This window comes from Paenibacillus sp. ClWae2A, assembly GCF_032452295.1.
Lineage (GTDB): Bacteria > Bacillota > Bacilli > Paenibacillales > Paenibacillaceae > Paenibacillus.
Window position 1 is genome coordinate 112,410 of record NZ_JAULSQ010000014.1, and the last position, 24,243, is coordinate 136,652.

The 24,243-nt window shown below is 48.5% G+C and carries 21 protein-coding genes and 1 pseudogene; 11 read left to right on the forward strand and 11 right to left on the reverse strand.

Annotated features, from left to right (window positions below; translation table 11 throughout):
- Nucleotides 1-42: 42 nt before the first annotated feature.
- Together cdaS and QVE09_RS27215 are read right to left on the reverse strand one after the other, a co-directional pair.
- A complete protein-coding gene (cdaS, locus tag QVE09_RS27210) occupies nucleotides 43-672 on the reverse strand; it encodes a sporulation-specific diadenylate cyclase CdaS (protein ID WP_315939339.1) in 630 nt (209 codons plus the stop codon).
- 209 nt (nucleotides 673-881) lie between these two features.
- A pseudogene (locus QVE09_RS27215) lies at nucleotides 882-2,396 on the reverse strand (DUF6359 domain-containing protein).
- Between the two features lie 224 nt (nucleotides 2,397-2,620).
- On the opposite strand from QVE09_RS27215, the gene QVE09_RS27220 reads away from it, so the two are divergent.
- The 3 genes from QVE09_RS27220 to QVE09_RS27230 all read left to right on the forward strand — a co-directional run bounded on the left by QVE09_RS27220 (nucleotide 2,621) and on the right by QVE09_RS27230 (nucleotide 3,864).
- Nucleotides 2,621-2,914 carry a hypothetical protein gene (locus QVE09_RS27220; RefSeq protein ID WP_315939340.1) on the forward strand — a complete coding sequence of 98 codons (294 nt, stop codon included), beginning with the start codon at nucleotides 2,621-2,623 and terminating at the stop codon, nucleotides 2,912-2,914.
- Between the two features lie 153 nt (nucleotides 2,915-3,067).
- Nucleotides 3,068-3,223 (forward strand): hypothetical protein, encoded by a 156-nt coding sequence (locus tag QVE09_RS27225; RefSeq protein WP_017691064.1) that lies wholly within the window; start codon nucleotides 3,068-3,070, stop codon nucleotides 3,221-3,223.
- Nucleotides 3,224-3,309: 86 nt separating this feature from the next.
- Entirely contained in the window at nucleotides 3,310-3,864 is a 555-nt protein-coding gene (locus QVE09_RS27230) for a GNAT family N-acetyltransferase (RefSeq protein ID WP_315939341.1), read from the forward strand.
- A gap of 84 nt (nucleotides 3,865-3,948) precedes the next feature.
- Here the strand turns inward: QVE09_RS27230 and QVE09_RS27235 are convergent, their stop codons facing one another.
- Nucleotides 3,949-4,725: a Crp/Fnr family transcriptional regulator gene (locus tag QVE09_RS27235; RefSeq protein WP_315939342.1), complete on the reverse strand. Its 777-nt coding sequence runs from the start codon at nucleotides 4,723-4,725 to the stop codon at nucleotides 3,949-3,951.
- A 376-nt stretch (nucleotides 4,726-5,101) separates the two neighbouring features.
- Here QVE09_RS27235 and QVE09_RS27240 point away from each other — a divergent pair, with 376 nt between their 5' ends.
- The 6 genes from QVE09_RS27240 to chrA all read left to right on the forward strand — a co-directional run bounded on the left by QVE09_RS27240 (nucleotide 5,102) and on the right by chrA (nucleotide 9,315).
- Nucleotides 5,102-5,533, forward strand: coding sequence for a GAF domain-containing protein (locus QVE09_RS27240; protein ID WP_307415298.1), 432 nt, complete (start codon nucleotides 5,102-5,104; stop codon nucleotides 5,531-5,533).
- Between the two features lie 109 nt (nucleotides 5,534-5,642).
- The gene (locus QVE09_RS27245) at nucleotides 5,643-6,293 is read left to right on the forward strand and encodes a response regulator (RefSeq protein WP_017691068.1); all 651 of its coding nucleotides are present in this window, start codon (nucleotides 5,643-5,645) and stop codon (nucleotides 6,291-6,293) included.
- The gene (locus QVE09_RS27250; RefSeq protein WP_315939343.1) at nucleotides 6,286-7,401 is read left to right on the forward strand and encodes a PAS domain-containing sensor histidine kinase; all 1,116 of its coding nucleotides are present in this window, start codon (nucleotides 6,286-6,288) and stop codon (nucleotides 7,399-7,401) included. The genes QVE09_RS27245 and QVE09_RS27250 overlap by 8 nt, the downstream gene beginning before the upstream one ends.
- A gap of 271 nt (nucleotides 7,402-7,672) precedes the next feature.
- Nucleotides 7,673-8,167, forward strand: a complete 495-nt coding sequence (gene chrS / locus QVE09_RS27255; RefSeq protein WP_105406131.1) for a chromate efflux transcriptional regulator ChrS — start codon at nucleotides 7,673-7,675, stop codon at nucleotides 8,165-8,167.
- Between the two features lie 12 nt (nucleotides 8,168-8,179).
- Complete coding sequence (chrB, locus tag QVE09_RS27260) at nucleotides 8,180-8,767, forward strand: chromate efflux transporter ChrB (RefSeq protein WP_315939344.1); 588 nt, start codon at nucleotides 8,180-8,182, stop codon at nucleotides 8,765-8,767.
- A 2-nt stretch (nucleotides 8,768-8,769) separates the two neighbouring features.
- Entirely contained in the window at nucleotides 8,770-9,315 is a 546-nt protein-coding gene (gene chrA, locus QVE09_RS27265) for a chromate efflux transporter ChrA (protein WP_145152194.1), read from the forward strand.
- 159 nt (nucleotides 9,316-9,474) lie between these two features.
- Here the strand turns inward: chrA and QVE09_RS27270 are convergent, their stop codons facing one another.
- Nucleotides 9,475-11,847, reverse strand: a complete 2,373-nt coding sequence (locus QVE09_RS27270) for an Ig-like domain-containing protein (RefSeq protein WP_315939345.1) — start codon at nucleotides 11,845-11,847, stop codon at nucleotides 9,475-9,477.
- Between the two features lie 211 nt (nucleotides 11,848-12,058).
- Here QVE09_RS27270 and QVE09_RS27275 point away from each other — a divergent pair, with 211 nt between their 5' ends.
- Nucleotides 12,059-12,664 carry a class I SAM-dependent methyltransferase gene (locus QVE09_RS27275; protein ID WP_315939346.1) on the forward strand — a complete coding sequence of 202 codons (606 nt, stop codon included), beginning with the start codon at nucleotides 12,059-12,061 and terminating at the stop codon, nucleotides 12,662-12,664.
- A gap of 293 nt (nucleotides 12,665-12,957) precedes the next feature.
- On the opposite strand, the gene QVE09_RS27280 is transcribed toward QVE09_RS27275, so the two are convergent.
- The 6 genes from QVE09_RS27280 to QVE09_RS27305 all read right to left on the reverse strand — a co-directional run bounded on the left by QVE09_RS27280 (nucleotide 12,958) and on the right by QVE09_RS27305 (nucleotide 20,259).
- Nucleotides 12,958-14,094 (reverse strand): glycoside hydrolase family 88 protein, encoded by a 1,137-nt coding sequence (locus QVE09_RS27280; protein WP_315939347.1) that lies wholly within the window; start codon nucleotides 14,092-14,094, stop codon nucleotides 12,958-12,960.
- Nucleotides 14,095-14,194: 100 nt separating this feature from the next.
- Entirely contained in the window at nucleotides 14,195-16,156 is a 1,962-nt protein-coding gene (locus QVE09_RS27285; RefSeq protein WP_315939348.1) for a glycosyl hydrolase, read from the reverse strand.
- On the reverse strand, nucleotides 16,149-18,080 hold the full coding sequence (locus QVE09_RS27290; RefSeq protein WP_315939349.1) for a heparinase II/III domain-containing protein: 1,932 nt from the start codon (nucleotides 18,078-18,080) through the stop codon (nucleotides 16,149-16,151). Before QVE09_RS27290 ends, QVE09_RS27285 begins: the two co-directional genes overlap by 8 nt.
- Nucleotides 18,081-18,444: 364 nt before the next feature.
- The gene (locus QVE09_RS27295) at nucleotides 18,445-19,101 is read right to left on the reverse strand and encodes an SGNH/GDSL hydrolase family protein (RefSeq protein WP_315939350.1); all 657 of its coding nucleotides are present in this window, start codon (nucleotides 19,099-19,101) and stop codon (nucleotides 18,445-18,447) included.
- A gap of 133 nt (nucleotides 19,102-19,234) precedes the next feature.
- Nucleotides 19,235-19,564, reverse strand: coding sequence for an AzlD domain-containing protein (locus tag QVE09_RS27300; protein ID WP_062837141.1), 330 nt, complete (start codon nucleotides 19,562-19,564; stop codon nucleotides 19,235-19,237).
- Nucleotides 19,555-20,259 carry an AzlC family ABC transporter permease gene (locus QVE09_RS27305; RefSeq protein WP_315939374.1) on the reverse strand — a complete coding sequence of 235 codons (705 nt, stop codon included), beginning with the start codon at nucleotides 20,257-20,259 and terminating at the stop codon, nucleotides 19,555-19,557. Before QVE09_RS27305 ends, QVE09_RS27300 begins: the two co-directional genes overlap by 10 nt.
- Before the next feature lie 446 nt (nucleotides 20,260-20,705).
- On the opposite strand from QVE09_RS27305, the gene QVE09_RS27310 reads away from it, so the two are divergent.
- The gene (locus QVE09_RS27310) at nucleotides 20,706-22,706 is read left to right on the forward strand and encodes a methyl-accepting chemotaxis protein (protein WP_315939351.1); all 2,001 of its coding nucleotides are present in this window, start codon (nucleotides 20,706-20,708) and stop codon (nucleotides 22,704-22,706) included.
- 298 nt (nucleotides 22,707-23,004) lie between these two features.
- On the opposite strand, the gene QVE09_RS27315 is transcribed toward QVE09_RS27310, so the two are convergent.
- Nucleotides 23,005-24,201, reverse strand: coding sequence for a DUF2087 domain-containing protein (locus tag QVE09_RS27315; protein WP_315939352.1), 1,197 nt, complete (start codon nucleotides 24,199-24,201; stop codon nucleotides 23,005-23,007).
- Nucleotides 24,202-24,243: the final 42 nt, after the last annotated feature.

The window sequence follows — 24,243 nt, forward strand, 5'->3', positions numbered from 1 at the left end:
ATCAACTTATTCGCCTCAAGTAGGCCACTTGATCGTTCACACTTATGGGAGCGTTTCAACCACATTAATGGGATGCAAATCGCCATCAACAGCAAATGAAGCCTGTCCCGTCTCCTCGGAGACGACCAACACAACCGCATCCGTCAATTCACTGAGTCCCAGTGCTGCCCGATGACGAGTGCCTATTTTTCGTTCATGCACTTCCGCTTGCGACAACGGCAGCACATTACCAGCGGAAACAATTTGATTGCCACGAATCAACACAGCCCCATCATGCAGAGGTGCACCGGGAATAAACAGCGATTCCAGCAACGCATGGGTCACTCTTGCATCCACAGCCACGCCTGAGTGAATGATCGTCTCCAACGGAACTTCCCGTTCAATCACAATCAACGCCCCATATCTCCGGTCAGATAGATGCTGTACGCTCGATGTTAACTCGGCAAACTTCTCGGTAAAGGGTGACAGATAACAATCCAGATAAAACGAAGAGGCAAGCACCTCGATCTGCTTGATCTCCGCTCGAATCTCTGCAAACTGCCCCAACAGACAGACACTGTCATTGTCAAAGCGGGATAACGTCATGTTCATTCGATCCGCCACACGATGCAGATCTGCCTTGAGCTTCTGCCTCATCGAGGAACTGTCACAGTCTGCTTGCTGAGTCATCATTCGCCGCCTCCTCTGGTTGGGTTGGGCTTCACGCCGTATCATTAGTACCCATACCTTCCCCTCTGGAGCAGATATTTATGCAATGACAGGGCTGTAGGAGACAATCATGGGCTTCATTGAAACTTTTATAACAAGCAAAAAAGAGCATGTCCGCGAACAAACTTTCACGGTCAGGCCCTATTCGCATGATGATTTGATGTCTATTTCACTTATTGTGCTTTTCCGTATGAACCTGCTTTAAATGTAGCTGGGTCATACCATTTGTACCCTGCCGCGGGTGCAGCCCATGGCTCAAGTTGCGGCTCGGTTGATGCAGCCGGAACTTCCATCGAAAGCAGGCTTGTGGCCGTATCCAATGTCAGTCCTGGCACTTGTGCCAGACTGGTATAACTCTCTTTGACCGCAAGCCATTTCACGGTATTCACAAGGAACGTGGCATCGTCCACTTCTTTGAATCCATCATAGGTCTTCTTGGTAGCACCGGTCTCTTCACGCAAATATTTCGGAGTAGCGTCTTCCACAGGTGAAGAGTCGCCGATAAATGCGGCTTTGCCCGCACCAACCTTTGCAATGGCTGCATACGCTCCTTCAGCTCGTCCACCACCATTGTATACGCCCTGATCCACCGCATTGCCCCACTTGGACACACCACTTGGTACATACACCAAGCCTTTGGCCTTGTTCGGGTCTATAATCGCAACGGTCGATCCCGCATGCATGGCTACAGAATTAACACCAGCCGTAATGCCGAAGGATTGAGCAGGTGCAACGATATCCGATGCATTAACATCTCCAAGGGCATTGTAGCGGAAACGGACACCAAAGTTCGTCGCTAGCCAGTCTGAACTAGTCACACTCTGCATCGCTGGTGATTCGGCTTCAGCCGAAGACATGCCTTTGGCCGGATTCAGGAAGGCACCTCGGCGATAACCGTTGAATACTTCGGAAGAATCCCAGCGGTTTTTGTTGCGGTCTGCATTGTAATGGTCGGAGATGAAGAAAATACTTCCTCCGTTCTGCACGTACTGCACCAGCGCAGCCTGCTCTGTCGCTTTGAACGGCACGTTGGCTTCGCCAATGACAAAGACGTCATAATCTTTCAATTTATTATAGGTGATGGCTTGCTCACCGAATGTATACGGGATGCTGCGTTCCAGCTGATCCACGACAAAGCCTGCGTTTCGCAAACCGTTGGCAAAATCCGAAAATGCCCCGTCAATAATCCAGTCCGCAACACCTGCTGTCTGGGCGTGGGTATTATCAAACAATACTTTCTTGCCGGTACCGTCCGGCAGTGTTGTGCCCGGGTTCGGTTCTGGATCAGGATTGGTTGTTCCGGAGGAAAGTGTGATGGACGTTGGGTTTTTGACTCCTGCATAGCTGTTGTAGGCACCGAGGGTTCCGGTTACGATGATCTTTTTGCCTACAAGACTCGGATTGGAAGCTAGTCCATATTGCGAACGGAACGATGCGGGAACTTGTACATCCAATAATCTGGCGTTGGTCCGCTCTGACGCTGAATCTGCAATCAGAACATTAAAATCATTGGCTTACGGAGATGTAAACTTCGCGGTAAGCGACCCGGTAGCATGTCCAACAATGATTCCTTCAACCGTCGCTGTTCCTCCACCGCTCTGGGCAGCGATGGCCTGAGATACCGTAAGTGGTGCTGCAGCTTGTACCGGACTCTGCGAACCCGGCCCCAGCAGTGCAGTTGCCATCATGATAAAGACCAGGAATGCCCCGATCCAGTGCTGCCATAACGCCTTCTTCATATTCCCTTTCTCCTCCTCCAAATTACCTGATAATGGGTTATCCTCCTTTAATTTAATTGTTCATATGCTGAATTCCTCTTTCTTTTTGTAAAATTGTTGAAAAAGTTTAGAAGTTGAGTCTATTTGCCCATACTGATTATCATTAGAATTCCATTTACCGAAGGAGTAAATCGATGATGAAATTGGTATTTTTGTTGCTCTTGTTAATTGTTCCGCTAATTATGGTTTATGTTGCTCTTCGTTCCCGAATGGTTACCCGAGTATTCCATATTCTTGCGCTACTCTGCTTCTACAGTGCGGCAACCGTCATCGCTGGTGATGTGTATGCGACCAATGCTCATATGACTACGTTCACCACCGAGATTCACCATTTCCTGCTGAATGGCTGGTTCCTGTATCCGTCTGCATATCTCGGTGTATACATTCCCTACGTGCTGTGGAGGAGCCTATTTTCAGAAAAAAGTTGAATTCGATGCGGACTTGGGATTGCATTTTGCCAGCGTTCATTGCATAATGAGTATATAAACGTGATAATGATTATCATTCTTGAACTTGTCTCAATGTAATTTTCTACTGCATATGATATTACGATTTTATAGATAAAGGGGAACGAACATCGAATGAATACAACTCTGCAAAAGGCTGATCTGCAGCTTGACGATTATTTGGATCTTCTGAACCTGGCAACCAATCTGGGTGATACGAGATGGCAAAAGGAAATTATCCGCAAGCTGGCTTATACTTATCCCGCAGTTCAATGTAAACAACCACAATAACATGCCTTATACTTACATAGCTCATAACCCATTCTTTACACGAATCGGTTATTGGGCTATTTTTGTTTTATTAGGAGGGGATAGCTATGCAATTGGAGACCGAACGACTCATCATCAGGGATATTCTGGAGACAGACTGGAAAAGTATACATAGCTACACATCCATGACAGAAGTTACTCAGCATACGGCATGGGGACCGAATACGGAAGAAGATACGCGAGCTTATGTGGAATTTGTGCTGAATTCACAGCAAACACAACCACGAGAGGGCTTCGAACTGGCAATATGCTTGAAAAAAGAGGGCATTCTGATCGGCGGTGTTGGCCTTCACATCGAAAAGACGAACGCTGAGATCGGTTATGTGCTCAATCCCGTATATCAGGGAAAAGGGTATGCTGCCGAAGCAGCCCGAGCCATGCTTGGCTTTGGCTTCAATACACTTGGCGTACACCGCATTTATGCGAAATGTCGCCCAAACAACAAGGCTTCCGAGAACGTTATGCAGAAGATAGGTATGCAGCGTGAAGGTCTGATGCGAGAGCATTGGTTCTACAAAGGGGAGTATCATGATTCGTGTCTATATTCGATTCTTGCAAAGGAATATGCACATGAACAATTTCACGGAAACACAAAAAGCTGACTCCCATATATGGGACGCCAGCTTTTCTTTTTCTCCGTAACGACCCCAATCGCCAATGGAGGTGAAGCCTCTGAACAAGCTATTTTACAGTCGGCACAGCTCTACCGGGCAGCTCGGGAATGTCGGACATCCACACATACAGCGCAGGGCTGCCAGATCCCGAATCATCAGTTTGCCGTCCATCATATCCAGCGTACCTTGTTCCTTCCATGCCCCCAGCATCCGCGTTACACTCTCCCGGGTAGCTCCAATCATCTCGGCAAGATCGGTATGGTTCAGCTTCATCTCCAGCACAATGCCATCCGGTGTAACCCTGCCATACGAATTGCTGGCACGGATCAGTGTCGAAGCGAGGGCACCCGCCTTGCCATAGAGCAGCAAATCACGGAATCTCGACTGGGTAATCCGCTGCGACAGCGCCATCCATTGCAAAAATTTCAAGGCAAGGTCGCCATGTTTGCTGAGTATGCTTTCCAGATCGCTAAGCGAGATAATGGCCAGTTCCCCTTTTTCCGCCATCTCTGCACTGTAGCTATGATTCAATCCGCCGATGCCGCCGAATTCACCGATGAGATCGCCGCTTTGCTGAATGGATAAAATAATTTCCTTGCCATCCTCCGTCGACTTGGTCATTTTCACTCGTCCCGAACGAATGTAGTACAGATATCCGGCTTCATCGCCTTCGAGAAAGAGACTATACCCCGACTTCACCCGTTTAGGCTGCATTTTTGCTTCAATCAGGCCCCATTGCTCAGATGTAACAAACGAAAGGATTCCGCCTGTTTCTCGTGTCATTTTGCCCGCCTCCGTTTGTTTCTGCTCTGTTCTTCGGGTTGTTCTTTCTACAAATACTGTACCCATAACCTTCGTCCCCCTCGGTGATTCCTTATGTATCCATCATACCGCGAAAGAAGCGTCAGGGTTATCGGGGGATTACCTGATCCTTAACGAGAAACTCCCTGAATTTGCTGTGAGAAAAGTCACATTTCACCGATATGCCTCATCCTTCGCATTTCTTCAATCCCTTGGTGCACCTGATTCAGGAGTCCTTCACTGCCCAGGTTCAGTAGATTATGGAACGGAAATAGGGGTTTTCCCTGAATTACAATGTACGAGAAAGGGTCTACAATAGAATTAACATTGTAATACCCTTACTTTAAGATGATCCTGTTCAAAGGTTAATGATAATAATTACACGTCACGTACGTTATAATTTCGAAAAAGGAAGTGTCCTCTCATGCATGATGAACTGCCATCTGGCATTCAGGAGATGATCGACGGCCTGCGCCTGAACACATCCAGCGACTTCTGTGGACTTGCCTGTCTGAACGGGACGATGCTACGCTGGAAGTATACCTCTGGGGCTAGTAATGAACGGGTGAAACGCATGGAAATGCGCCCCGGACAAGATCTGGTGGGCACAGCCCTTCGGACTGGACGCACAGCTCGATCTGATGCACAATCCACCGGGGAGCATACACCCGGTCGTTGCCCGTTAATGCTTGCTGAGCGCCTGGTAAGTGCCATAGCAGTACCTGTGTTCCAGGAAGGAAGTGTGCCTGGTGCCGTGCTGCTTGTTGGCAGCAGACTGCCCTGCACCTTCTCATCGGACATGATCCGGCAGACGGAGCAAATCGCTCTACATCTTCAGCCAAAGGTGTTTGGATAAAAGTTTGAACTAGAGAGTAAGAGAAGCTATTCGGAGATTAAAGCTCTGAATGGCTTCTTTTTTTGTTATGATATAGATAGAACTAAGGAAGCGGACAGGGGGAAATCATGTGATTCAACTATTAGTTGTAGACGACCATGTTGTGGTGCGTTCCGGGCTGATCGCCTTACTTGAAGGAAAGAATGATATACATATCGTTGGAGATGCCGCAGATGGCGATGAAGCCATTGCCAAGGCTCAAGAGTTGAAACCAGATGTGGTCTTGATGGATTTCAGCATGCCACCAGGCAAAGACGGTCTGACCGCTACCGCTGAATTGAAGAAATTGATGCCAGATGTCTCCATTTTGATACTAACCATGCATGACGATGAAGAATATCTGTTCCGCGCCATCCATGCGGGAGCATCCGGATATATACTCAAAAGTGCGCCGCATGAAGAATTGCTTGCTGCGATTCGTTCCGTAGCAGAGGGTAGCGCCTATCTGTACCCCAGTGCAACCAAGCGGCTAATGAGTGAATACCTGGACAAAGCCAAACAGGAAAACGCCGGACCGTATGACACGTTATCCGAGCGGGAGAAAGAGATTTTGTCCTGGATTGCCAAGGGATACGCCAACAAGGAAATCGCCGAACATCTGATCATCAGTGTCAAAACGGTCGAATCCCACAAAAGCAATCTGATGGAGAAACTTGGCCTGCGTACACGCCCGGAACTGGTGAAGTTCGCCATGAAAAAGGGGTTGCTGAACTTTGAGTAGTGCACGCAAGAACAGACTAAGTGGACTCGCAGACCAGCCCGTACGCCTCCTGCTGAACGAAATCGATAATCACATTACGGATAATGAATTTCGCAGCAGGTTGAAGGGTTCCCTGCATCAACTGAGCGATCTGAAATTTGCTCTGGATGAATCCTCCATTGTAGCCCTGACAGACCGCAAGGGTAAAATCCAGTATGTGAATGATAAATTCTGTGAAATCTCGCAGTATGAGCGCGAGGATCTGATCGGTAAGGATCATCGAATCATTAATTCCGGATACCATGGCAAAGGCTTTATGAAAAACCTGTGGGAGACGATATCATCAGGTAAAGTATGGAACGGGGAGATTCGCAATCGTGCCAGAGACGGCAGTTATTATTGGGTCAACACCACCATCGTGCCTTTCCTCGATAACGACGGCGAGCCATATCAATACCTGGCTGTACGTAGTGAGGTCACCAAGCTGAAATCCGTCGAAGCCGAACTGCAAAAGATGATGTCCCAGGTCATGAATATTCAGGAAGAGGAACGACGGCGGATCTCGCGTGAACTGCATGACGGGATTGGACAGAGTCTCTTCTCTCTGGTGATTCAGATGGACCGACTGCTGGCAGACCAGCCTCAACCGGGGGTTGAAGCACTTCGTAAACAGGTCACGGGTATCATGGAAGATGTACGCGGTATGGCATGGGAGCTGAGACCATCCGTTCTGGATGATCTGGGTGTTGTTCCGGCGATTCGTACGTATATCGAGAATTACACCCGTCACTACGGGATCGAAGTTGATCTGGAATGTAATTTGCGCAAACGACTGGAGATGAACCGGGAGATAGCCATCTACCGGATTATTCAGGAAGCCTTAACCAATGTCGCGAAGTATGCCGATGTTGCCGAGGCACGTGTTACTATAGAAGACGCTGAGGACATGACGATGGTTATTATTGAAGACCAGGGTGCCGGATTCAGCGAAGTAACCGCTGGCAATGGCGTTGGATTGTTCAGTATGGAAGAGCGTGCCCGTGGTGCAGGAGGAACGTTAAGAGTATCTTCCGAGCCTGGCGAAGGGACTACCGTTACCCTTTTACTGCCCAAGACAGCCCAAGCATAACCGGACATGCTTCGTATCACACTTTGCGCTTCACTCCAGCTTATCTATTATTTAACGGCTGCTCGCTATTGGACTGTGCGAGTGGTCTTTTTATTTTCCGATTGGTCGAAATGACAAAATGAAGGCTCAAAATCGGTTAAATTCAATAATTACGATAAATAGATTGACTCCAATTACGATTCGTCATTAAACTATGAATGCCACATACACATTGTATGTTCAGTAAAATTTCATTGTTCATTTCATATAGCGAAAGAAAAGGATGGTCAACATGTCAGAGAAACGCTCCTCCAAAGGAGGAGAAATTCCACAAATGTACAATCTGGACGAGATGGATCGCAAAATTATCGCCGCGCTTCACCAGAACAGCCGGATATCCTATACGGACCTGGGTACACAGATTGGGTTGTCCCGTGTAGCCGTTCAGGCACGCATTAATGCGTTATCCGAAAAAGGAATCATCGAACGCTTCACCGTTGTAATCAACCCTGGCAAGGTTGGGCTTCAAGTCTCGGCTTTTTTCAATGTCGATGTCGAACCGCCCTTCCTGGATGAAGTCGCTGAGAAACTGGATGAAGAGCCAGCCGTCACCAGCCTTTATCATATGACAGGCCCGAGTACCCTGCACATGCACGGTATTTTTGCGGATATGGAAGAGATGGAGCAGTTCTTGCTGGAGAAGCTCTATAAGATGCCGGGTATCGTCAAAGTGGAATCACAGCTATTGTTGAAACGTTATAAAAGCCGGATGGGCATGAGACTCTAGGAGGAAATCAGCATGGGTTGGAAAGATTACAACGGTCTCGTGATCGGAATGGTACGGACCGGAATTCTCGGATATGGCGGTGGCCCTTCGGTGATCCCGTTAATCCGTTACGAAGCCGTCACGCGTTACAAATGGGTCAGTGATGAGGAGTTCGGCGAGATTTTGGCTATCGCCAACGCCTTGCCGGGTCCCATCGCGACCAAGATGGCCGCATATCTTGGTTATAAAACCAAAGGCGTGCTCGGCGCGATAGTGTCCGTACTCGCTCATATTTTGCCGACAAGTATCGCCATTATTGCTCTGCTCGGTTCCATGTACGCGCTACGCGAGTCAAAAGTGGTTGCAGGCATGGTAGCCGCTGTTCGGCCGGTTATTTTTGTCATGCTGGGTATGATGGCTTATGAATTTGCCATGAAAGCCTGGAAGGGACTCGGCAAAGTTTTTGCCGCCCTATTCGGCGTAATTGCCTTTGTACTATTGCAGCTGCTGGATATCCATCCGGGGATTGTGATCGCCGTTTTCCTTGGATATGGTGTCTTCCATCTGGATCTGGTTCAGCGCTTCAAGTCCAAAAGCGAGTCCGATAAGGGGGTGTCCTAAGGATGCTCCAGACATGGTGGGAATTATTTTGGGGATTTTTCGTAGCAAACATCTTGGGATATGGGGGCGGCCCGGCATCCATTCCGCTCATGCAGGAAGAGATTGTGAACCATTATCAATGGATGACCACGGAGCAATTCGGGGATGTACTGGCGATTGGTAACGCCCTTCCCGGTCCCATTGCAACCAAAATTGCTGCATTTGTCGGGTATCACGTGGCAGGCTGGTTCGGGGCATTTATCGCAAGTTTTGCCACAATCGTGCCTTCCGCAACCGCATTAATTTTATTACTTCGTCTATTGAACAAACATCGCACGTCACCCAAAGTCAAAGGCATGACCCTACTCGTACAGCCTGTTATCGCTGTACTCATGATTCTGCTTACGTGGGAATTCGGGCAGCTATCCACCGATTCTATCGGCATCTGGCAGACGTTAATCATTGCAGGCATCTCGCTCTGGGTCATGACCAAGACCAAGCTGCATCCAGCCATTCTAATCGTGATCGCTTTTGCCTATGGTGCACTGGTACTGTCTCACACGATGTAGTTATAGAACATTCAGGGAACGATCCCTGAATAAGACGTTTCAGATTCGTCAGCGCTTGAAGACACACCTAGTTTATAGACAAAAAAAACGGTGATACCAGCTATTAGCTGGCATCACCGTTTTTATTTGTGCGTTTCAAGCTCACATTTGGAAAAGCAATTACTTCGCTTCAACCACTACGGTCACTTTGGTTTTCACGCCTGCAAATGTTACTGTAATCGTTGCTTTACCTTTGCCGTTCGCCTGAATAATTCCATCTTTCACCGATGCTGTTGCAATACGGGAAGATTTCCAGAGAGCCGGTTTGGATACATTGGCTTCACTGCCATCCGCATACGTTGCAGTTGCTGCCACAGTTACCTTTTCACCAGGTTTCATGGTCAACGTTACTTTATCCGTCTGCAAATATTTCAGTGTATCCACATCTAGAGCAATCGTTACAGACTTGCTACCGTATTTGGCTGTGATTTTGGCTTTACCTGAACCTGTAGCTTTGACTTTACCTTTGGTCACTTGAGCTACTTTGTAGCTGTTCGTTTTCCATTCAGCTTTGTCCGTAACATCACGCTCGCTACCGTCGCTCAAGAAGGCAGTTACCGTCAGATCAGCTGTATCGCCTGATTTCAGGGAAAGAACCGGCTCGGAAGCTTCAATACGTGTGATGACATCCACTTCAACTTGGATCGTCACTTTTTTGGAGCCGTATTCTGCTGTGATGTTGGCTTTACCACTGCTGTTACCTGTGATCACGCCTTTTTTCACATCCGCTACACGTGAGTTGCTGGATTTCCAGGTTGCTTCGGATGTAACATCCAGCGTGTTTCCATCTTCATCCGTACCTGTCAAAAGAATGGTTTGTGTTTCTTTGGCGGACAGAACAACGAAGTTCACATCTGCTTCCAGTCCACTAGCCATACCTACTTCAACAGGCAGAGTCAGTGTTTTGCCTTCAATCTTCGCTGTGATGGTTACTTTACCTGTAGCAACACCTGTGATAACCCCTTTGCTATCTACCTCAGCGATTTTGTCGCTGCTGCTGCTCCAGGTTGCATCTTCGGATACATCTTTGGATGTTTCACCATACAACGCCAGCACTTTGGCCGAAGTCGTTCCACCAACGGCTACTGATGCTTTTTTCTTATCCATCTCATACTTGTCTGCTACGTCTACATTCACTGTGAATTTAACCGTTTTACCGCCATAAGCTACAGTAATCGTAGCCGTACCGGATTTGTATGCGATCAGATCACCGTTTGATACATATACGACATCTGGATTGCTTGAAGTCCATGTTGCTTTGGAAGTTACATTTTCTGTACTGGCATCAATATACTCTGCATTGGCTACCAATGTCTTAGACTTGTTATCACCCGTAACACTCATGGCGATTTTGTCATTTACATCTTTGATATCCAAATATCTTGCCGTATCTACATCCACAGCAATTTCTACGGTTTTGCCACTATAGGTTGCCTTGATCGTTGTTGAACCTGCGCTAATGGCTGTGATCTGTCCCTTAAACACCGTTGCAACCTTCTCGTTGCTGGATGTCCATGTTGCCTGATCCGTTACATTCACATCGCTGCTGTTTGGATAAGAAGCCGTTACAACGACATTAGCCGTTTTGGTTGTCTCACTCAAACGGAAGAAAATACTTTGTTTCTCCACACTCAACTTGCTAGTCAGATCCACATCCACGTCAACGGAAACTGATTTCGTACCATATTTGGCTGTGATCTTGGCAGAACCTGCCGAGTATCCTGTAATTTCGCCTTTAAGAACGTCTGCGACCTTCTCATTGCTGGATGTCCACTCCGCCAGATCGGTTACATCCTTGGTTGTGCCATCTGGATACGTAGCCGTCACTTTCACACTTTCACTTTTGTTCAACAACAGGTTAACCTGCTGTTTATCTACATCTACACGTTTAACCACTTCAACGTTAACATCCACCGTTACGCTTTGGCTGCCAACTTTGGCTGTGATGACGGCCGTACCCGCGCTTTGTCCAGTTACTTTACCATTCACAACGGTTGCAACCTTCTCATCACTGGTAGACCACTCTGCAGTACTTGCTGCTGCATTATTTGTTTCATTGTCACTATACGTTGCTGTCAAAATAATTTCTTTCGTATCTCCCGTGCGCAAATCCAGACTTTGCACGTTCTTCGAAAGCGCTTTGACCTTCTTTGTCACTTTCACTTGAACAGTTTGACTTTGACCCTGGTAAGCTGCGGTAATCGTCGCTGTACCTTCCTTTTTGGCTGTAATTGCGCCATTATATACAGTTGCTATCGAAGCATCACTGGTACTCCAGGATGAACTGATCGTTACGTTTGCCGATGTATTATCAGAATATACACCTGTCACCGTAACGGAACTGGAATCACCAACTTCGAGCGACATCTCATTCTTGGAAACCACAATTTTGGACAGTTCTTTATCTGCCGCAGCGGCCAAGCCTACGTTGGAAATACTCAGCATCAACACCAGCATCATCACCATGTACTTGGTCAATCTTGGCTTTAACATCATTTCCCCCCGATAATCATCATTTTTTTCCTTATGTTTTATGTCGGCAAGTCCTTTCCAGATGTTTAGACTTTCAGGAAATTTTCAGGGAATTCTATGGAAATTAATTCATCTTCTATTCCTGTTTCAACCGATCATACCTGCGGATATTGCGCATAACCTATGTATATTGACTATCTTGAACTTCTTTTAACAGGATTGGAGGAAACATATGCGTCAGCCTTTTGATTACATCGGATATTGGGAGAAAACATATCGTTCGGGTGAAACTTCTGGGAGGGGTTCATACGGGGTATTGGCTGAATTCAAGGCCGAGGTCGTGAACGGACTGATTCAACGTGAAGGTATTCATCGTGTCATTGAGTTTGGATGCGGGGATGGCAACCAGTTGCAATACATGAATTATGAGGACTACCTGGGCGTTGATGTCGCCGCATCTTCGATAAAACGTTGTGCTTCCCAGTTTGCCAAAGATTCGTCCAAGAGCTTCATGCTGTATACACCCGGGCTGTGGATTAACCGAGGTTTCCTGCAAGCAGATCTAACGGTTTGTCTGGATGTGTTATATCACATCACGGATGAAACAGATTTTTGCAATACCCTCTATGATGTTCTGCACTCTTCAAAAGCATGGGTGGTGCTTTACACCCGTTTGAAAGAAAAAGGCAACCCGGGGATTGATACAATCCAGGATCGGAATCTGTTCGATTATCTCTTCGACTACCCTGATTTCAAAGTTCATGAGATTATTCCACAGCGCTATCCAGATCAATCTTCTGCCGACTTTGTTATCCTGAGACGTACGCCTTCGAAGTGAAAAGCGATTCTTTCAGTAAAGCATAGCCATGTCTGCACCCCAACTGGAACCGTAAGAATGCGATATTCATATGTTAGGTTCTTCTTTCGTCTTCCTTCACTTATGTACATCATCTGCCTGTCCGCCGCGCTTGACTCGTCTATTTCAAGATTACCCTTAGGTGTGCTCTGCCTCCAATAGAAGGGATATTGTTCCTAATACTGGAGACAGCCGCACGCGGACAGGTGATGATGGTTTGCTACTGATCAGTTCTCACCTTCAGTTCCTCCAGCCCGCAGTTCTCAATTCTTCCTTTAAAATAACCCCTCACGTCCACGCAGCTTCGCCAGCGCTTCCATATAGAAATAATCGCCGTATATAATCGGCACATTCAGCCCTCGCCCTTCCGGGTAATGCACCGTTCCCTGCATGATCAGACCTTCTTCCGCTGCCGAGTCGCCGGAGCTATAGTGCTCATGCAAGCCGCGCACGATACGTTCTCCCGCGGCGGCATAGGTCTCCCCGCGTGGCGACAGCTTCGCCAGCTCGAGTAACCCGCTCGCGGCAATCGCCGCAGCGGACGAGTCCCACGCCACCTGATGCTCCGCAGGTGCGCGGAAATCCCACACCGGCACGATCTCTTCGCCAAGCATGGCGAGGAAGAAATCGGCCGCACGCTCCGCTGTCTCCAGATATCGGGCTTCGCCCGTATACCGGAAAGACAGCACAAACCCGTGCAACGCCCAGGCGGTGCCCCGCGCCCAGGCGGAACCTGGAGCATGGCCCTGTCCGCCATGCTCTCGCAGCTTCTGCCCCGTGTGTGGATCGAACTCCACCACGTGGCAGATGGACCCGTCAGCGCGGATGAATTCGCGCGCCACGGTGTCCGCATGTGCTTCCGCCAGCCAGCGGAAGCGAGGATCGCCGCTCTGCTCGGATGCCCAGTAGAGCAGCGGCAGGTTCATCATGCTGTCAATGATGGCTACGCCGCGCGTATCCATTGCTGACGAGCTGAAGTTCCATGCGCGGATGAACTCACCGCGCACGTGGAAGCGGGCAGCGAGCAGGTTGGCGGCAAGCATGCCGCGCCGCCGTCCATCCATGCTGCCCGTCTGGCGGTAGTTGGCTACGCCACTAAGCAGCCAGATGAACCCCAGATCGTGATCCACCGATTCGGGATCACGCAGACACCCTTCCAGTTGCCGCTCACAGCTTTCGGCAATGCGATGTAGCGGAGCGACCGCTTCACTTTCCGGCGCATCCCCATAGACCAGCCATAACAATCCAGGCCAGAAACCAGCTGTCCACCATTCCGGATCATTCCGGTCATATGTCCCCTGAGGGGCAATGTGTGGAAATGTATCCTTGATTCGCTTTGCATTCCGAATCGTTTTGGCAGCCCCCTGTTGCCACGCTTCCTCGAGCCATTTTACCGACGTTGATGTGTTCATGAACATATCCCTCCTCGATTCAATACCAGACACCTATGCTTGATGCTCCAGCTCATCCTCAACTTATCTATAGCGTCGTATGCAGCAACTGCAATATCTATCAGTTAATATCGCTAACCTCGCCCAATCGGATCGCAAATGACAGACTTCGTGCTCCACTCACTTCAATCCGCGCTTCTTTCAGCAATCCATTACGGGAGGCCACGGCCTGTTCCTCCAGATGAATAATGGCTTCCTGATCCAACGCTGTAGATTCTACATAGGCCCCCCGATACTCCGTTCGTACACTATGATCCGTGTGGGTAATCACCGCCTGTTCACGGCCATCATGGAACATCAACGGAATGAGTGCACCTGCCGCCGCGATCTCACCTTGGAATTCATACGTTATGGTCAGCAAGTCTGCCTGTTGCACATAATGAGTACACAATGTTTCAATTCCGGGTAATGGACCGACCCATGTCACGGCAAAAGCATTCTCCAAGGCAGTTATGCCATCTTCTTCCGCTCTTGCCGCCAGTTGCTGCTCCACTTGATTCCGCGTATCATGGTCCACCTTCTCGTACACTATTGACCCTCCTCCCTGTGCTGGGTCCAATCCAACGTCACGATCATATGCACCACCGGATGGAATTCCCTCTGCAAGACTGTGCCATACCCCATCTGGTGTCTTCCAGGCAGGACAGTAGCTGAGCGGACGGACCGCCCCTTCGGCAAATTCCGTAAATCCGGCCTGCATATGGCTGGCAGCGGACGGACCAATCAGACCAGGTAACCCCATCTGCTGAATCCGTACCAAACCAGGGATCGTATACGGATCATTCATCGCCGTGTGTAACACCAGTTGCTGACCAGGTACGGATGCAATGACGGTTTCGAACCACCCATCAGTCTGCAAAACCCTGCTGCCTAACTCGGAAGGAAGGTACACTTCGCTCACATCGTCTCCCGGATCACTGAGACAAGCATGGGCCAGCGCCGCTGCCGTCCACAGATTGTAACAGGTATGGTTGGTATAGATCTCATACCCGTGCCGATCTTCTGGCTTGTATTCATTGCGTACAATTTTCAAGCGTCCATCTTCCATCTTCCAGCGCTCAACAGCAGCAAAACACCGATTAGCCGCACGTGAAAAAGCACCCGCCATCACCCGATCTCCCGCCTGCAAAGCTAGTGTTGCATGTGTAGAACATACATAAGCCGCCGCTGCTTCATTCCACTGGTGCTGGGAGCTGCGACCACGCGGTGGAATCTCACCTAACGGCGAGAGCGTCAGTAGCGAGCTGAAGGCACCATGGCGCAGCTGCTCACGTAACGTATCGGCAGTGGCTCCTTCGTAACCAGCTTCAAGCATCACCCCAAGGTGATAACGGGTGGCAATATCATAGGAAAATGGACAATTCGGACGGTCCAGCGGTCCATCCTGATACAACCCAAGGGCCGTAAATCGGGGCACATGATAGGCTTCCAGATAACGATCCATCCACGCTGTACCCTCATTCGCCAGCTGTTCATGCCACCGTAGATATTCGCCAGAGATCATAATGGCGTTCCAGTTAATCATGCGATTGGGATTGTTCATCTTGCTCATCGTAAATACATAATCTTGTTCAGGACTGATCTTCTTGAGTGCCTCAGCCCAGATCTGTGCTTGTTCAGGCAGGTGTGATTTCAACAACATATAGGCTCTCATCATGAGCACCGGAAAAAAATCAGGGTGATTGTCTGGTGCGCTACCATTGACTACGGCATCAATGCTCTGTGACAGGGCTATTGCTGCCGATTGGAGCAAATCTGTACGCCCTGCATCAACCAGAACTGCCGCCGCCATCGCATAGGCCGGTGTAGAATAATATCTCTCCACACCCGAGAACGGGTCGATAATTGCCCCCTGGCTGTCCTGATATGGTGTGTAAGCGCGAACAACACTTTCAACAAGTGCCAACTTGCGATCCCTATTCCAGCCGTCTGCCGGAGGGGAGCCCGCTTGTTCTGCCAATGTACGGTATTGTTCGAGTTCATCTTTCCATGAATACGTGGACGCGGATGTATATTTACTCACGCATGCTCACCTCGGTTTCTTCCATTTTCGGTTCAGGTTCAATAATGAAGCGCACCTCACATACCGTTTCAAGCGGATTAGGACTTTCTGTCCGAACATCCGTCTCATTAATCACACCTGTCCATGATAGTGACGTCCGATAGAATGTGACCGGAACATTGTCATGATCAACTGTGTTCATAGCCTCCGTAAATACCTGCCACTGGTTCGCATCATACGTCATATGGACCGTTCCATGTACACCTTGCCAGCGAAGATTACCACTCTTCACCACCTCAGGTTGTACTCTGCTCATCCATCGCTCCACAACGCTCGAACACCCTGCATTTGAATCGCCCACAGAAGAGAACCGTTCAGCCGAAGGCACAATCCTGCTCTTCCATTGAAAACGGTCAATCAGACGCAATTCTGCTCCATTCCTGCTACCTCCAGAAACCATCTTCCAATGGAATTGGCGCGTATAACGAGCCAGTGAAGCAGCTCCAGAGTAAGCGGATGTCAGATCCAATGTTGTATTCAGCTCACCGCCACCCTCTGCCAGCTTTGCCTCTAACACATGGGCTTGCGCTTGCCGACCCGAGTTTTGCTCCTGGCCTTCAATGAGCGGAACGTTATGCCCGGATGACGAGATGTGGAACAGCTGCTCTCTGCCAGGCGCAAAATACGCTTGGGTATACAACCCCGCTCCTGGATCACACAGAATATTCTCACCACCGCAATGGATAATGAACTGCCCGAGATCATTATGGTTGTGAGGTTCATCGTTATGTCCGCCTTTGACGGAAATCGCCACCTGAAGAGGTTCGCCGTTTGAACGTTTTGTATCCGGAGTATCGAGTGATCCTTTTGCAATCATCCAGCCCAGATTTTGAAAAATAAATCCACGTTCAGCCTGCCTAAAGGCTCCTTCATCACCGTACACCGCCGGATCGCTCCACATCACGTTCCGCAATAGATGGGCCCAGCGATGACAGGGATCATCGGTAAACAGCGGAATATGAAGCGGCAGATCCACCTGTAACCCGAAACGGGATGCGAGCAAGGAGAGTAATCCGGAAGGAATCTCTTCCTGCTCGGCACTGTCCGAATAATTCACATATGTGCCGCCCGACAGATGAACTCGCAGCGGGAAGGCTGCGATGGCTGCTATTTTGGAACCCGTCAGCAGATTTAATTCACCGTTACTATACTCACGAAGCATTTCGGCATAATAGGTGTAATAACCAAAGCCATATACCCAATAGCCAATACCTTCGGCACAGCCGCCATCCTGGCCATATCCGATCAAGAATGCGTTCATACAGCTGACCGTATGGGAGATCGATTCCTGTAATGTGGACTCATCCTCAAGCAGCAGCAATGCGGCCATGCCGCAGCACCCACCACAGACCGCCGACCAGTTGTGATCCGCTGTCTGCCAGTGGAACTTCCGTTGCTCCCGATAAAGCGGGGTGAAGATTCGCCGTTCTGCTTCAGACCTGATCCGTTCTATGACAAGGCGATCCAGCCGCTCGGTGTGAATGTTCACAATCTCGGCCAGCATATGTACCGTCTCTGCGGCGAACAGATCGATGTTTCCATCCACCTGGTTGATCTCGCCCGTACCCAGATGCGCGGGCAAACACCACGTATACTCACCACACACGTCCCACAACATTTCTTCCAGCGCTTGCAGTGCATCCGGCCTAGCCGTGTCCAAGGCGAGCATCGCCACAGCAGCAAGTCTGCCTCTTCGATCGAAATAAGCCTCTTCATAGGTTTTCCGCTCCCCCGTCTCACCGAACTGGCGATATAAACGGAACGATAAGGTGGGCAAGGGTTCGTTCAAGGCGCGTTCACCATAAGCCTTCAGGTCCGTGTATAACGAAGCCAATTCAGGCCGGAACAACTTCTCTCGAAGTCCGTCGGCACTTAGATAGCTCAATGCTTTGCTCTCATTTTCACATTGGTTTATATTTTCATTTTCGACTTCGTGAATGGAATCTTCCACTGGATTCACCACTCTTCGTTAATGGATTGTCATACCAAAATTATAATGTAATCGATTTCATTTTACCGGATATGATAGCACTTTTGAAGAATTATCCATTAGAACCCTTTCCACGACGTTACTTCCTTTTCCTTCCCAACACAAAAAAACGAAGAACCTTCGTCAGGTCCTCCGTTGTATTCAGCCTGTCACCACAGGTTTTTTATGGCTATCTCATATTCTTAACTATCTTATGTCCTCAACTGATCCTGAACACCTTTAATGCTGCTGCTCATATCGCAACTGTCCGCTGTTGTTATTACACAATCGCAAGCGGAGAATTCTGTACCACAGACAACCATTGGCGTGCAATCAGCTCATGACCTGCTGCGGTTGGATGTACACCATCCCATAACCAGTACGCTGCATCCGCCTGTTTCAGAGCGTCATTAAACGTCTGTTGTAATGGCACCCACACAGCTCCAAATTCTTCAGCAAGACCTTGAGCCAGTTTCTGATATTGACCGATATACTCTTCCCAGGCTTCCCATTTCTCCGCGGTCGCTCCGGTTCTCAGAATAAACGGCTCCATCAGAATCAGCCCCGTATGTGGCATCACTTCCCGTGTTTCTTCGAGCAAATGGCGATACGCCCGTCCGAAACGATCCGTTACCCCGCTAGGTTCACCATTCATCGTGCGCCAGGCATCATTAACCCCAATCAGGATGCTGATCAGGTCCGGTTTCAGACTAATTGTATCCTCATTCCAGCGGGCGTACAGATCCGATGCCCGATCCCCGCTAATGCCTCTGTTATAAAACGTCTTATCCTTGCCCGCCAGTTCCATACCCAGTTTGCTGGAGATCAGATACGCATATCCGTGTCCGAGAAAATGATTCGGATCATCATTGCGAGATCTTCCCCCATCTGTAATCGAGTCTCCCTGAAACAATATAACGGATGGACTAGTACTCATGATTGAAATCGTTCCTTCCTCTTGTGCAAAATGGAAACACTGAACACCTCAGTCTCCATTTTATCCCTTTCGGTCGCAATAGAAAATAGCGTTTTCATCACTGAGTGTCGCCATCTTATGAGTCTCCTAGCAATTATCCAATCCAGTATCGCAGTATCATCATAGCCACAATACCGACCAATACGGTTCCCAGTAGACTGCGTGTCCAGATCGCTACTGCAATCGTAGGTAGGGATGCCCACAGAGCTGCATTATGCGTAATCGGCACTAACTGGTTGTCCGACATGAACAGTTCCTGACCAATCAGCGCTGCCATGACCGCTACGGGCACATACTCCAGCCAGCGTAACAACCACATTGGAATCTGTATCTTGCTGAACAGCATCAGTGGCAGTACACGCGGGATAAATGTTAACAGCGCCGATCCCATAATAATCCAGAATACATCCCATCTTACTTCCATCGTTCCATGAACACTCCCATCGTTGCCGCAATGACCGCAGCCACAATGACACTCATGCTGCCAAGTGAAGCCATGCTGGCGAAGATTACACAGACAACGGCGATAATAGCCACATTAATGTGTATTTTTTTGTTTTTGCGATGCACCAACTGGAGTACAACCAGTCCAATAAACATCGCTGGCAGGGCATAATCCAGACCCAGCCGTTCCGGGTTGGTAATCCAGCGTCCAAAGTACGCTCCCGCCATATTAGCCACGAACCAGTTCAGGTACGCCGTAATATTCAGACCGTGCATCCACCGTTCACTGAGTCTTTCCCTGCCAATCGCACGTGTCATCGCTACGCCAAAAGACTCATCCGTAAGCAATGAACCAATCCACATATTTTTAAGCGGGGTCAGATGCCGAAAATAAGGTGATACAGCTGCACTGAGCAACAAATGACGAAGATTCACGAAAAATATGGTGAACATGATCGCTACTGCTGATCCATTCGATGCGAGCATGCCTGCTGCAATGAACTGAGCCGATCCTGCATATAAAATCAGGCTGAGCAGGGCCGTTTCCGCCAGACTCAGACCTGCGGTCATTTCAATGACACCCGCCGCAAAGCCAATACTCAAATAACCAAGCAGGGTTGGGATACAATCTTTGACCCCCTGCATGAATGTAGCCTGATCCTGGACCTCTTTCATGTTCTCCTGTCCAGATATCTGTAGTGTACTTTGGTCCAACTGCGGTACAACCCCTCTCCAATTTCTGTCTCCATAAACCGATATATATGGATGTAGATCCATCCAGGTACATTCTCCATGAAAACAACTTCTGTATGTATTCAACATGAACAGGTACATGCCTTATGGATTTCGCAATCTGCAAAATTCACTTCACATTAATTCAGAAATATACCACAAGATGTGCACTAATGGAGTGACAGATTAATTTTTATAGAACAGATGTAATCCTAAATACCTATAAAATCGAAAAATATTTTCGTAAAACTCATAAATTGTGTTGAATAAACGCGAAATTTGTCATACGATAGCACCAGAAACTTCTGGAAAGGATGGAATGAAATATCTTTTACCAGATGGACTTGTCCACTAGACATGGGGATGAGTTACACAGAGGGGGAATGTGTATGAAAAAGATTCGTAAACAAGGGGCCAAGAGAACGATGCAGATGAGAGAGAAACTGATTTTGTCATTTGCCATCGTGCTACTCATTCCAACAATCAGTCTGGGCATTATCTCATTCCAAACAGCCGAAGCCAAGGTTGAAGAGAAAATGTATGAGAACGCGATTAGCAGTGTTACTGTGCTCAACCAGACCATTGACCAGATCATTGGTGCAACACGCAAAAATGTTGATTTCCTGGCAAGTCAGCTGGACGCAGGCAATGTCGGACCTAATCAGGGTGACGAAACGGAGACCATCCGTACCTTGCTCGACGCGTATAAGGAAACCCATGATGACGTGGAACTTGCCTCCATCGGCACTGATCAGGGCGTGTATATTAACTCCCCTGTAACTGCGGTGAACAAAGAAGGATATGACCCGCGCGAACGCCCGTGGTATCAGGCTGCTACACAGAACAAAGATGTCCCTACCGTAATCACCCCCTACATATCAAGCAATACCGGCAATGTTGTTGCTTCGGTAGCTCAGACCTCAGCGGATGGCCATGGTGTCGTCTCTGTCAGCCTATCGCTTGAAGCCCTCTCGAAGACGGTTAATTCCACCAAGATTGGCGAGAAGGGTTATATCTATATCATTGATAATGCGAATAAAATCATTGTACATCCTACCGAAAAACCGGGGACCGAAGGAACCATGGCACCCTATAAAGATATTTTTGCACAGAAAAATGGAAGTCTGACTTATACGCTAAATGGAAACCAGGAACACGCCTTTTTCTCCACCAATGAAACGACGGGTTGGACCGTGGTTGGTGTCATTGACAGTGGGGAAGTGACGGCTTCTGTCCGTCCAATCCTATACACCACACTTATTGTTGTAGCGATTGCAATTGCGGTAAGCTCCATCATTATTTTCTGGATTGTGCAATCCATCACCAAACCACTGAACCGCTTGGTGAAGGCATCTGACGAAATTAGTAATGGTAATCTGACCATCGAGGTTGCTGTATTGGGACAGGATGAATTCGGCAAGCTGAGCACCAGCTTCAATAAAATGAGTGAATCCTTGCGAACCGTTATTCAGGACGTGCGGCACACAGCTGACGAGTTAACCGCCTCTTCCACACAATTGGCAGTCAACTCATCGGAGACAACCAAAGCAACAGAGCAAGTCGCCCTGATCACAGAAGAGTCTGCGGCTGGACTTGAGAAACAAACGACCAGCCTGAAGCATACAGCGCAGCAGATGAATGAACTGGCTGGAGGTGTGGGACAGGTAACAAACAGCACACAGCAAGTATCCGAAGCCGCCATGCAAGCAAGTGAGCTAGCGGATAAAGGGAATGCTACCATGCAGACGGCTGTATCCGAGATGAGTTCCGTCAGTCGCTTTGTGCAAGGTATGGCAGATACTGCTGGACGACTTGAACAGCATTCCACATCCATTGGTGAGATGGTATCTGTCATTACAGATATCGCTGCACAGACCAATTTGCTTGCTCTCAATGCTTCCATTGAAGCAGCACGTGCAGGTGAGCATGGACGTGGCTTCTCCGTTGTTGCCAGCGAAGTCCGCAAGCTCGCGGAACAATCCAGCCTTTCAGGCCAGAAGATTGTAGAGATGGTCGGAGCGATCCAACAGGAGATTTCAATGGCCAACCAGAATGTACAGATCGGGCAACAGGATGTGAGCAACGGCATTCGTGCCGTGCAGTTTGCAGATGAAGCTTTTGCCCAGATTAGTGAGGCTGTCGGGGTCGTCAATCATCAGCTTGAGAACATTGCAGCCGCCTCACAACAGATGTCTGCAAGTACAGCCGAAGTGGTGCAATCCATTGATCAGATCCACGCCATATCGGAAACCAATGCCGATGGAACAGAGAACATCTCTGCTGCTACGGAGGAGCAAGTGGCTTCCATGCAGGAGATATCATCCTCTGCTGACTCACTCGCACATCTGGCTCACAAGCTGCAAAAGCTGGTGGAACAATTCAAGCTGTAATCGTTGAACTAAAGATTAGTTACACTGACACTACGATGACAGAACAACCTTCCAATCGCTGTTATCCCCAGATTTTTCGATTCCCTTTTCCATAGGGGGAAATCCGGGGATAAAGGCGCACGCTTCGCTTTTTCAGGTTTTTTCTGTCCTCTCCGTTTATCGTGTAAAAGACTGGTTCAACTTATATAACAAGAAGTCTCTACACACCCAAAGCCCCTTTGCCATCATATTGGCAAAGGGGCTTTGGGGTTATATTTGAGTTATAAGGAACAGGCTTCTTATAAAGGAGATGACTCTCCTATTCAGCAGATTGCTTTTTATCTCCGTGGTAACCTTGATCTCCGTAGGGCTCTAACTGTTCAAACCAGCGATTCAGACATTTGGCGAGTGCATCTTTGGAATCGTAATACGGGTTATCGTCTTGTTTCAATGTCTCCAGCACCTCGATCACAAACGCAGTCTCTCCATATTCATTCCATTCAGCCTGCAATCTTCGATTCAGATGGCTACCCATCTGTAACATAAACCGTTGTCCGTTAATGGTTTTCAGGTTCAGTGTGCTGTCGATATAAACTTTGCCGTTACGTTCATTCCGAATCTGGTAGACGCCCGCTTCCGTTTTAACTTCTTTGGCCTGTTCCTGCAATTCTTTGCGACGATTCATCTTATCCTGCTCCCCCTTTTCTTTGCGTTCCTGTTTTCCATCTCCGGCGATCTGTTGATCTGCGCTGCTTGCCAGCCAATACTGACTGCCGTCTGGCTCACGTTCCAGCAAACCATAGTCGATGAGATACCTCCGTATTTCCACGTAATCATCATTAACTTCATTCAGCAGCTCATTGACCTGTTTTTCGGTATATTTGCGCTCCGTCTCGAATCGTTTGGCAATCTCGGTGAGCACAATATATTTATGCTTTTGCTGCATATGAAACGTCGTCAGTGGACCGCCGGTACCCTCTGGAAAATACTTATTCAGCACCTTCTCCCGATCCTGTTCTGTAATATCAAATGAATCACGACGGATCGTATGTCCATGCCTTGTCACCGGTGACACCCATTCGGCTGGAGCCTGGGTATCCTTACTTTTGAGCAGTTCCATTAATGCCAGGAATATCTTGGCCTGCCTTTCCTTCTCCTTCAATACAAACCGATGATTCCGGATTGTGGAGGCACTCCCGATGCCAAGAGCCTTCTGTACTTCAGCATCTTTCTTGCCTTCATGGAATTGGGCCAGCAAGCCCCGCTGGACATCGGACAATCCGGTTACGCTTTTATCCAGCTCCAGCAAATATTCAAATACCGATCCATGAACCTTCTCAATATGCACACGCATATAGCGGGCTGCCTCATAGAGCACCCCTTCTTCAGGATAGATAATCCCCGTTTCCGTCCTGTATCCGCAGCAGACGCATATATAGGCGGGACCCTCCTCTATATAACCACGCTTGATCTCTTCCAATGAAGCTGTTTGCAACCAGGATTCCGATGATTTCATGGTAAAGCTCCTTTTTATCATTGTTATGGTCATTCCACCGAA

Coding starts and splice junctions, on each gene's coding strand:
- cdaS (WP_315939339.1), bottom strand. CDS start 672: ATGATGACTCAGCAAGCAGACTGTGACAGTTCCTCGATGAGGCAGAAG.
- QVE09_RS27220 (WP_315939340.1), top strand. CDS start 2,621: ATGATGAAATTGGTATTTTTGTTGCTCTTGTTAATTGTTCCGCTAATT.
- QVE09_RS27225 (WP_017691064.1), top strand. CDS start 3,068: ATGAATACAACTCTGCAAAAGGCTGATCTGCAGCTTGACGATTATTTG.
- QVE09_RS27230 (WP_315939341.1), top strand. CDS start 3,310: ATGCAATTGGAGACCGAACGACTCATCATCAGGGATATTCTGGAGACA.
- QVE09_RS27235 (WP_315939342.1), bottom strand. CDS start 4,725: ATGGGTACAGTATTTGTAGAAAGAACAACCCGAAGAACAGAGCAGAAA.
- QVE09_RS27240 (WP_307415298.1), top strand. CDS start 5,102: ATGCATGATGAACTGCCATCTGGCATTCAGGAGATGATCGACGGCCTG.
- chrS (WP_105406131.1), top strand. CDS start 7,673: ATGTCAGAGAAACGCTCCTCCAAAGGAGGAGAAATTCCACAAATGTAC.
- chrB (WP_315939344.1), top strand. CDS start 8,180: ATGGGTTGGAAAGATTACAACGGTCTCGTGATCGGAATGGTACGGACC.
- chrA (WP_145152194.1), top strand. CDS start 8,770: ATGCTCCAGACATGGTGGGAATTATTTTGGGGATTTTTCGTAGCAAAC.
- QVE09_RS27270 (WP_315939345.1), bottom strand. CDS start 11,847: ATGTTAAAGCCAAGATTGACCAAGTACATGGTGATGATGCTGGTGTTG.
- QVE09_RS27275 (WP_315939346.1), top strand. CDS start 12,059: ATGCGTCAGCCTTTTGATTACATCGGATATTGGGAGAAAACATATCGT.
- QVE09_RS27280 (WP_315939347.1), bottom strand. CDS start 14,094: ATGAACACATCAACGTCGGTAAAATGGCTCGAGGAAGCGTGGCAACAG.
- QVE09_RS27295 (WP_315939350.1), bottom strand. CDS start 19,101: ATGAGTACTAGTCCATCCGTTATATTGTTTCAGGGAGACTCGATTACA.
- QVE09_RS27300 (WP_062837141.1), bottom strand. CDS start 19,564: ATGGAAGTAAGATGGGATGTATTCTGGATTATTATGGGATCGGCGCTG.
- QVE09_RS27305 (WP_315939374.1), bottom strand. CDS start 20,259: ATGAAAGAGGTCCAGGATCAGGCTACATTCATGCAGGGGGTCAAAGAT.
- QVE09_RS27310 (WP_315939351.1), top strand. CDS start 20,706: ATGAAAAAGATTCGTAAACAAGGGGCCAAGAGAACGATGCAGATGAGA.
- QVE09_RS27315 (WP_315939352.1), bottom strand. CDS start 24,201: ATGAAATCATCGGAATCCTGGTTGCAAACAGCTTCATTGGAAGAGATC.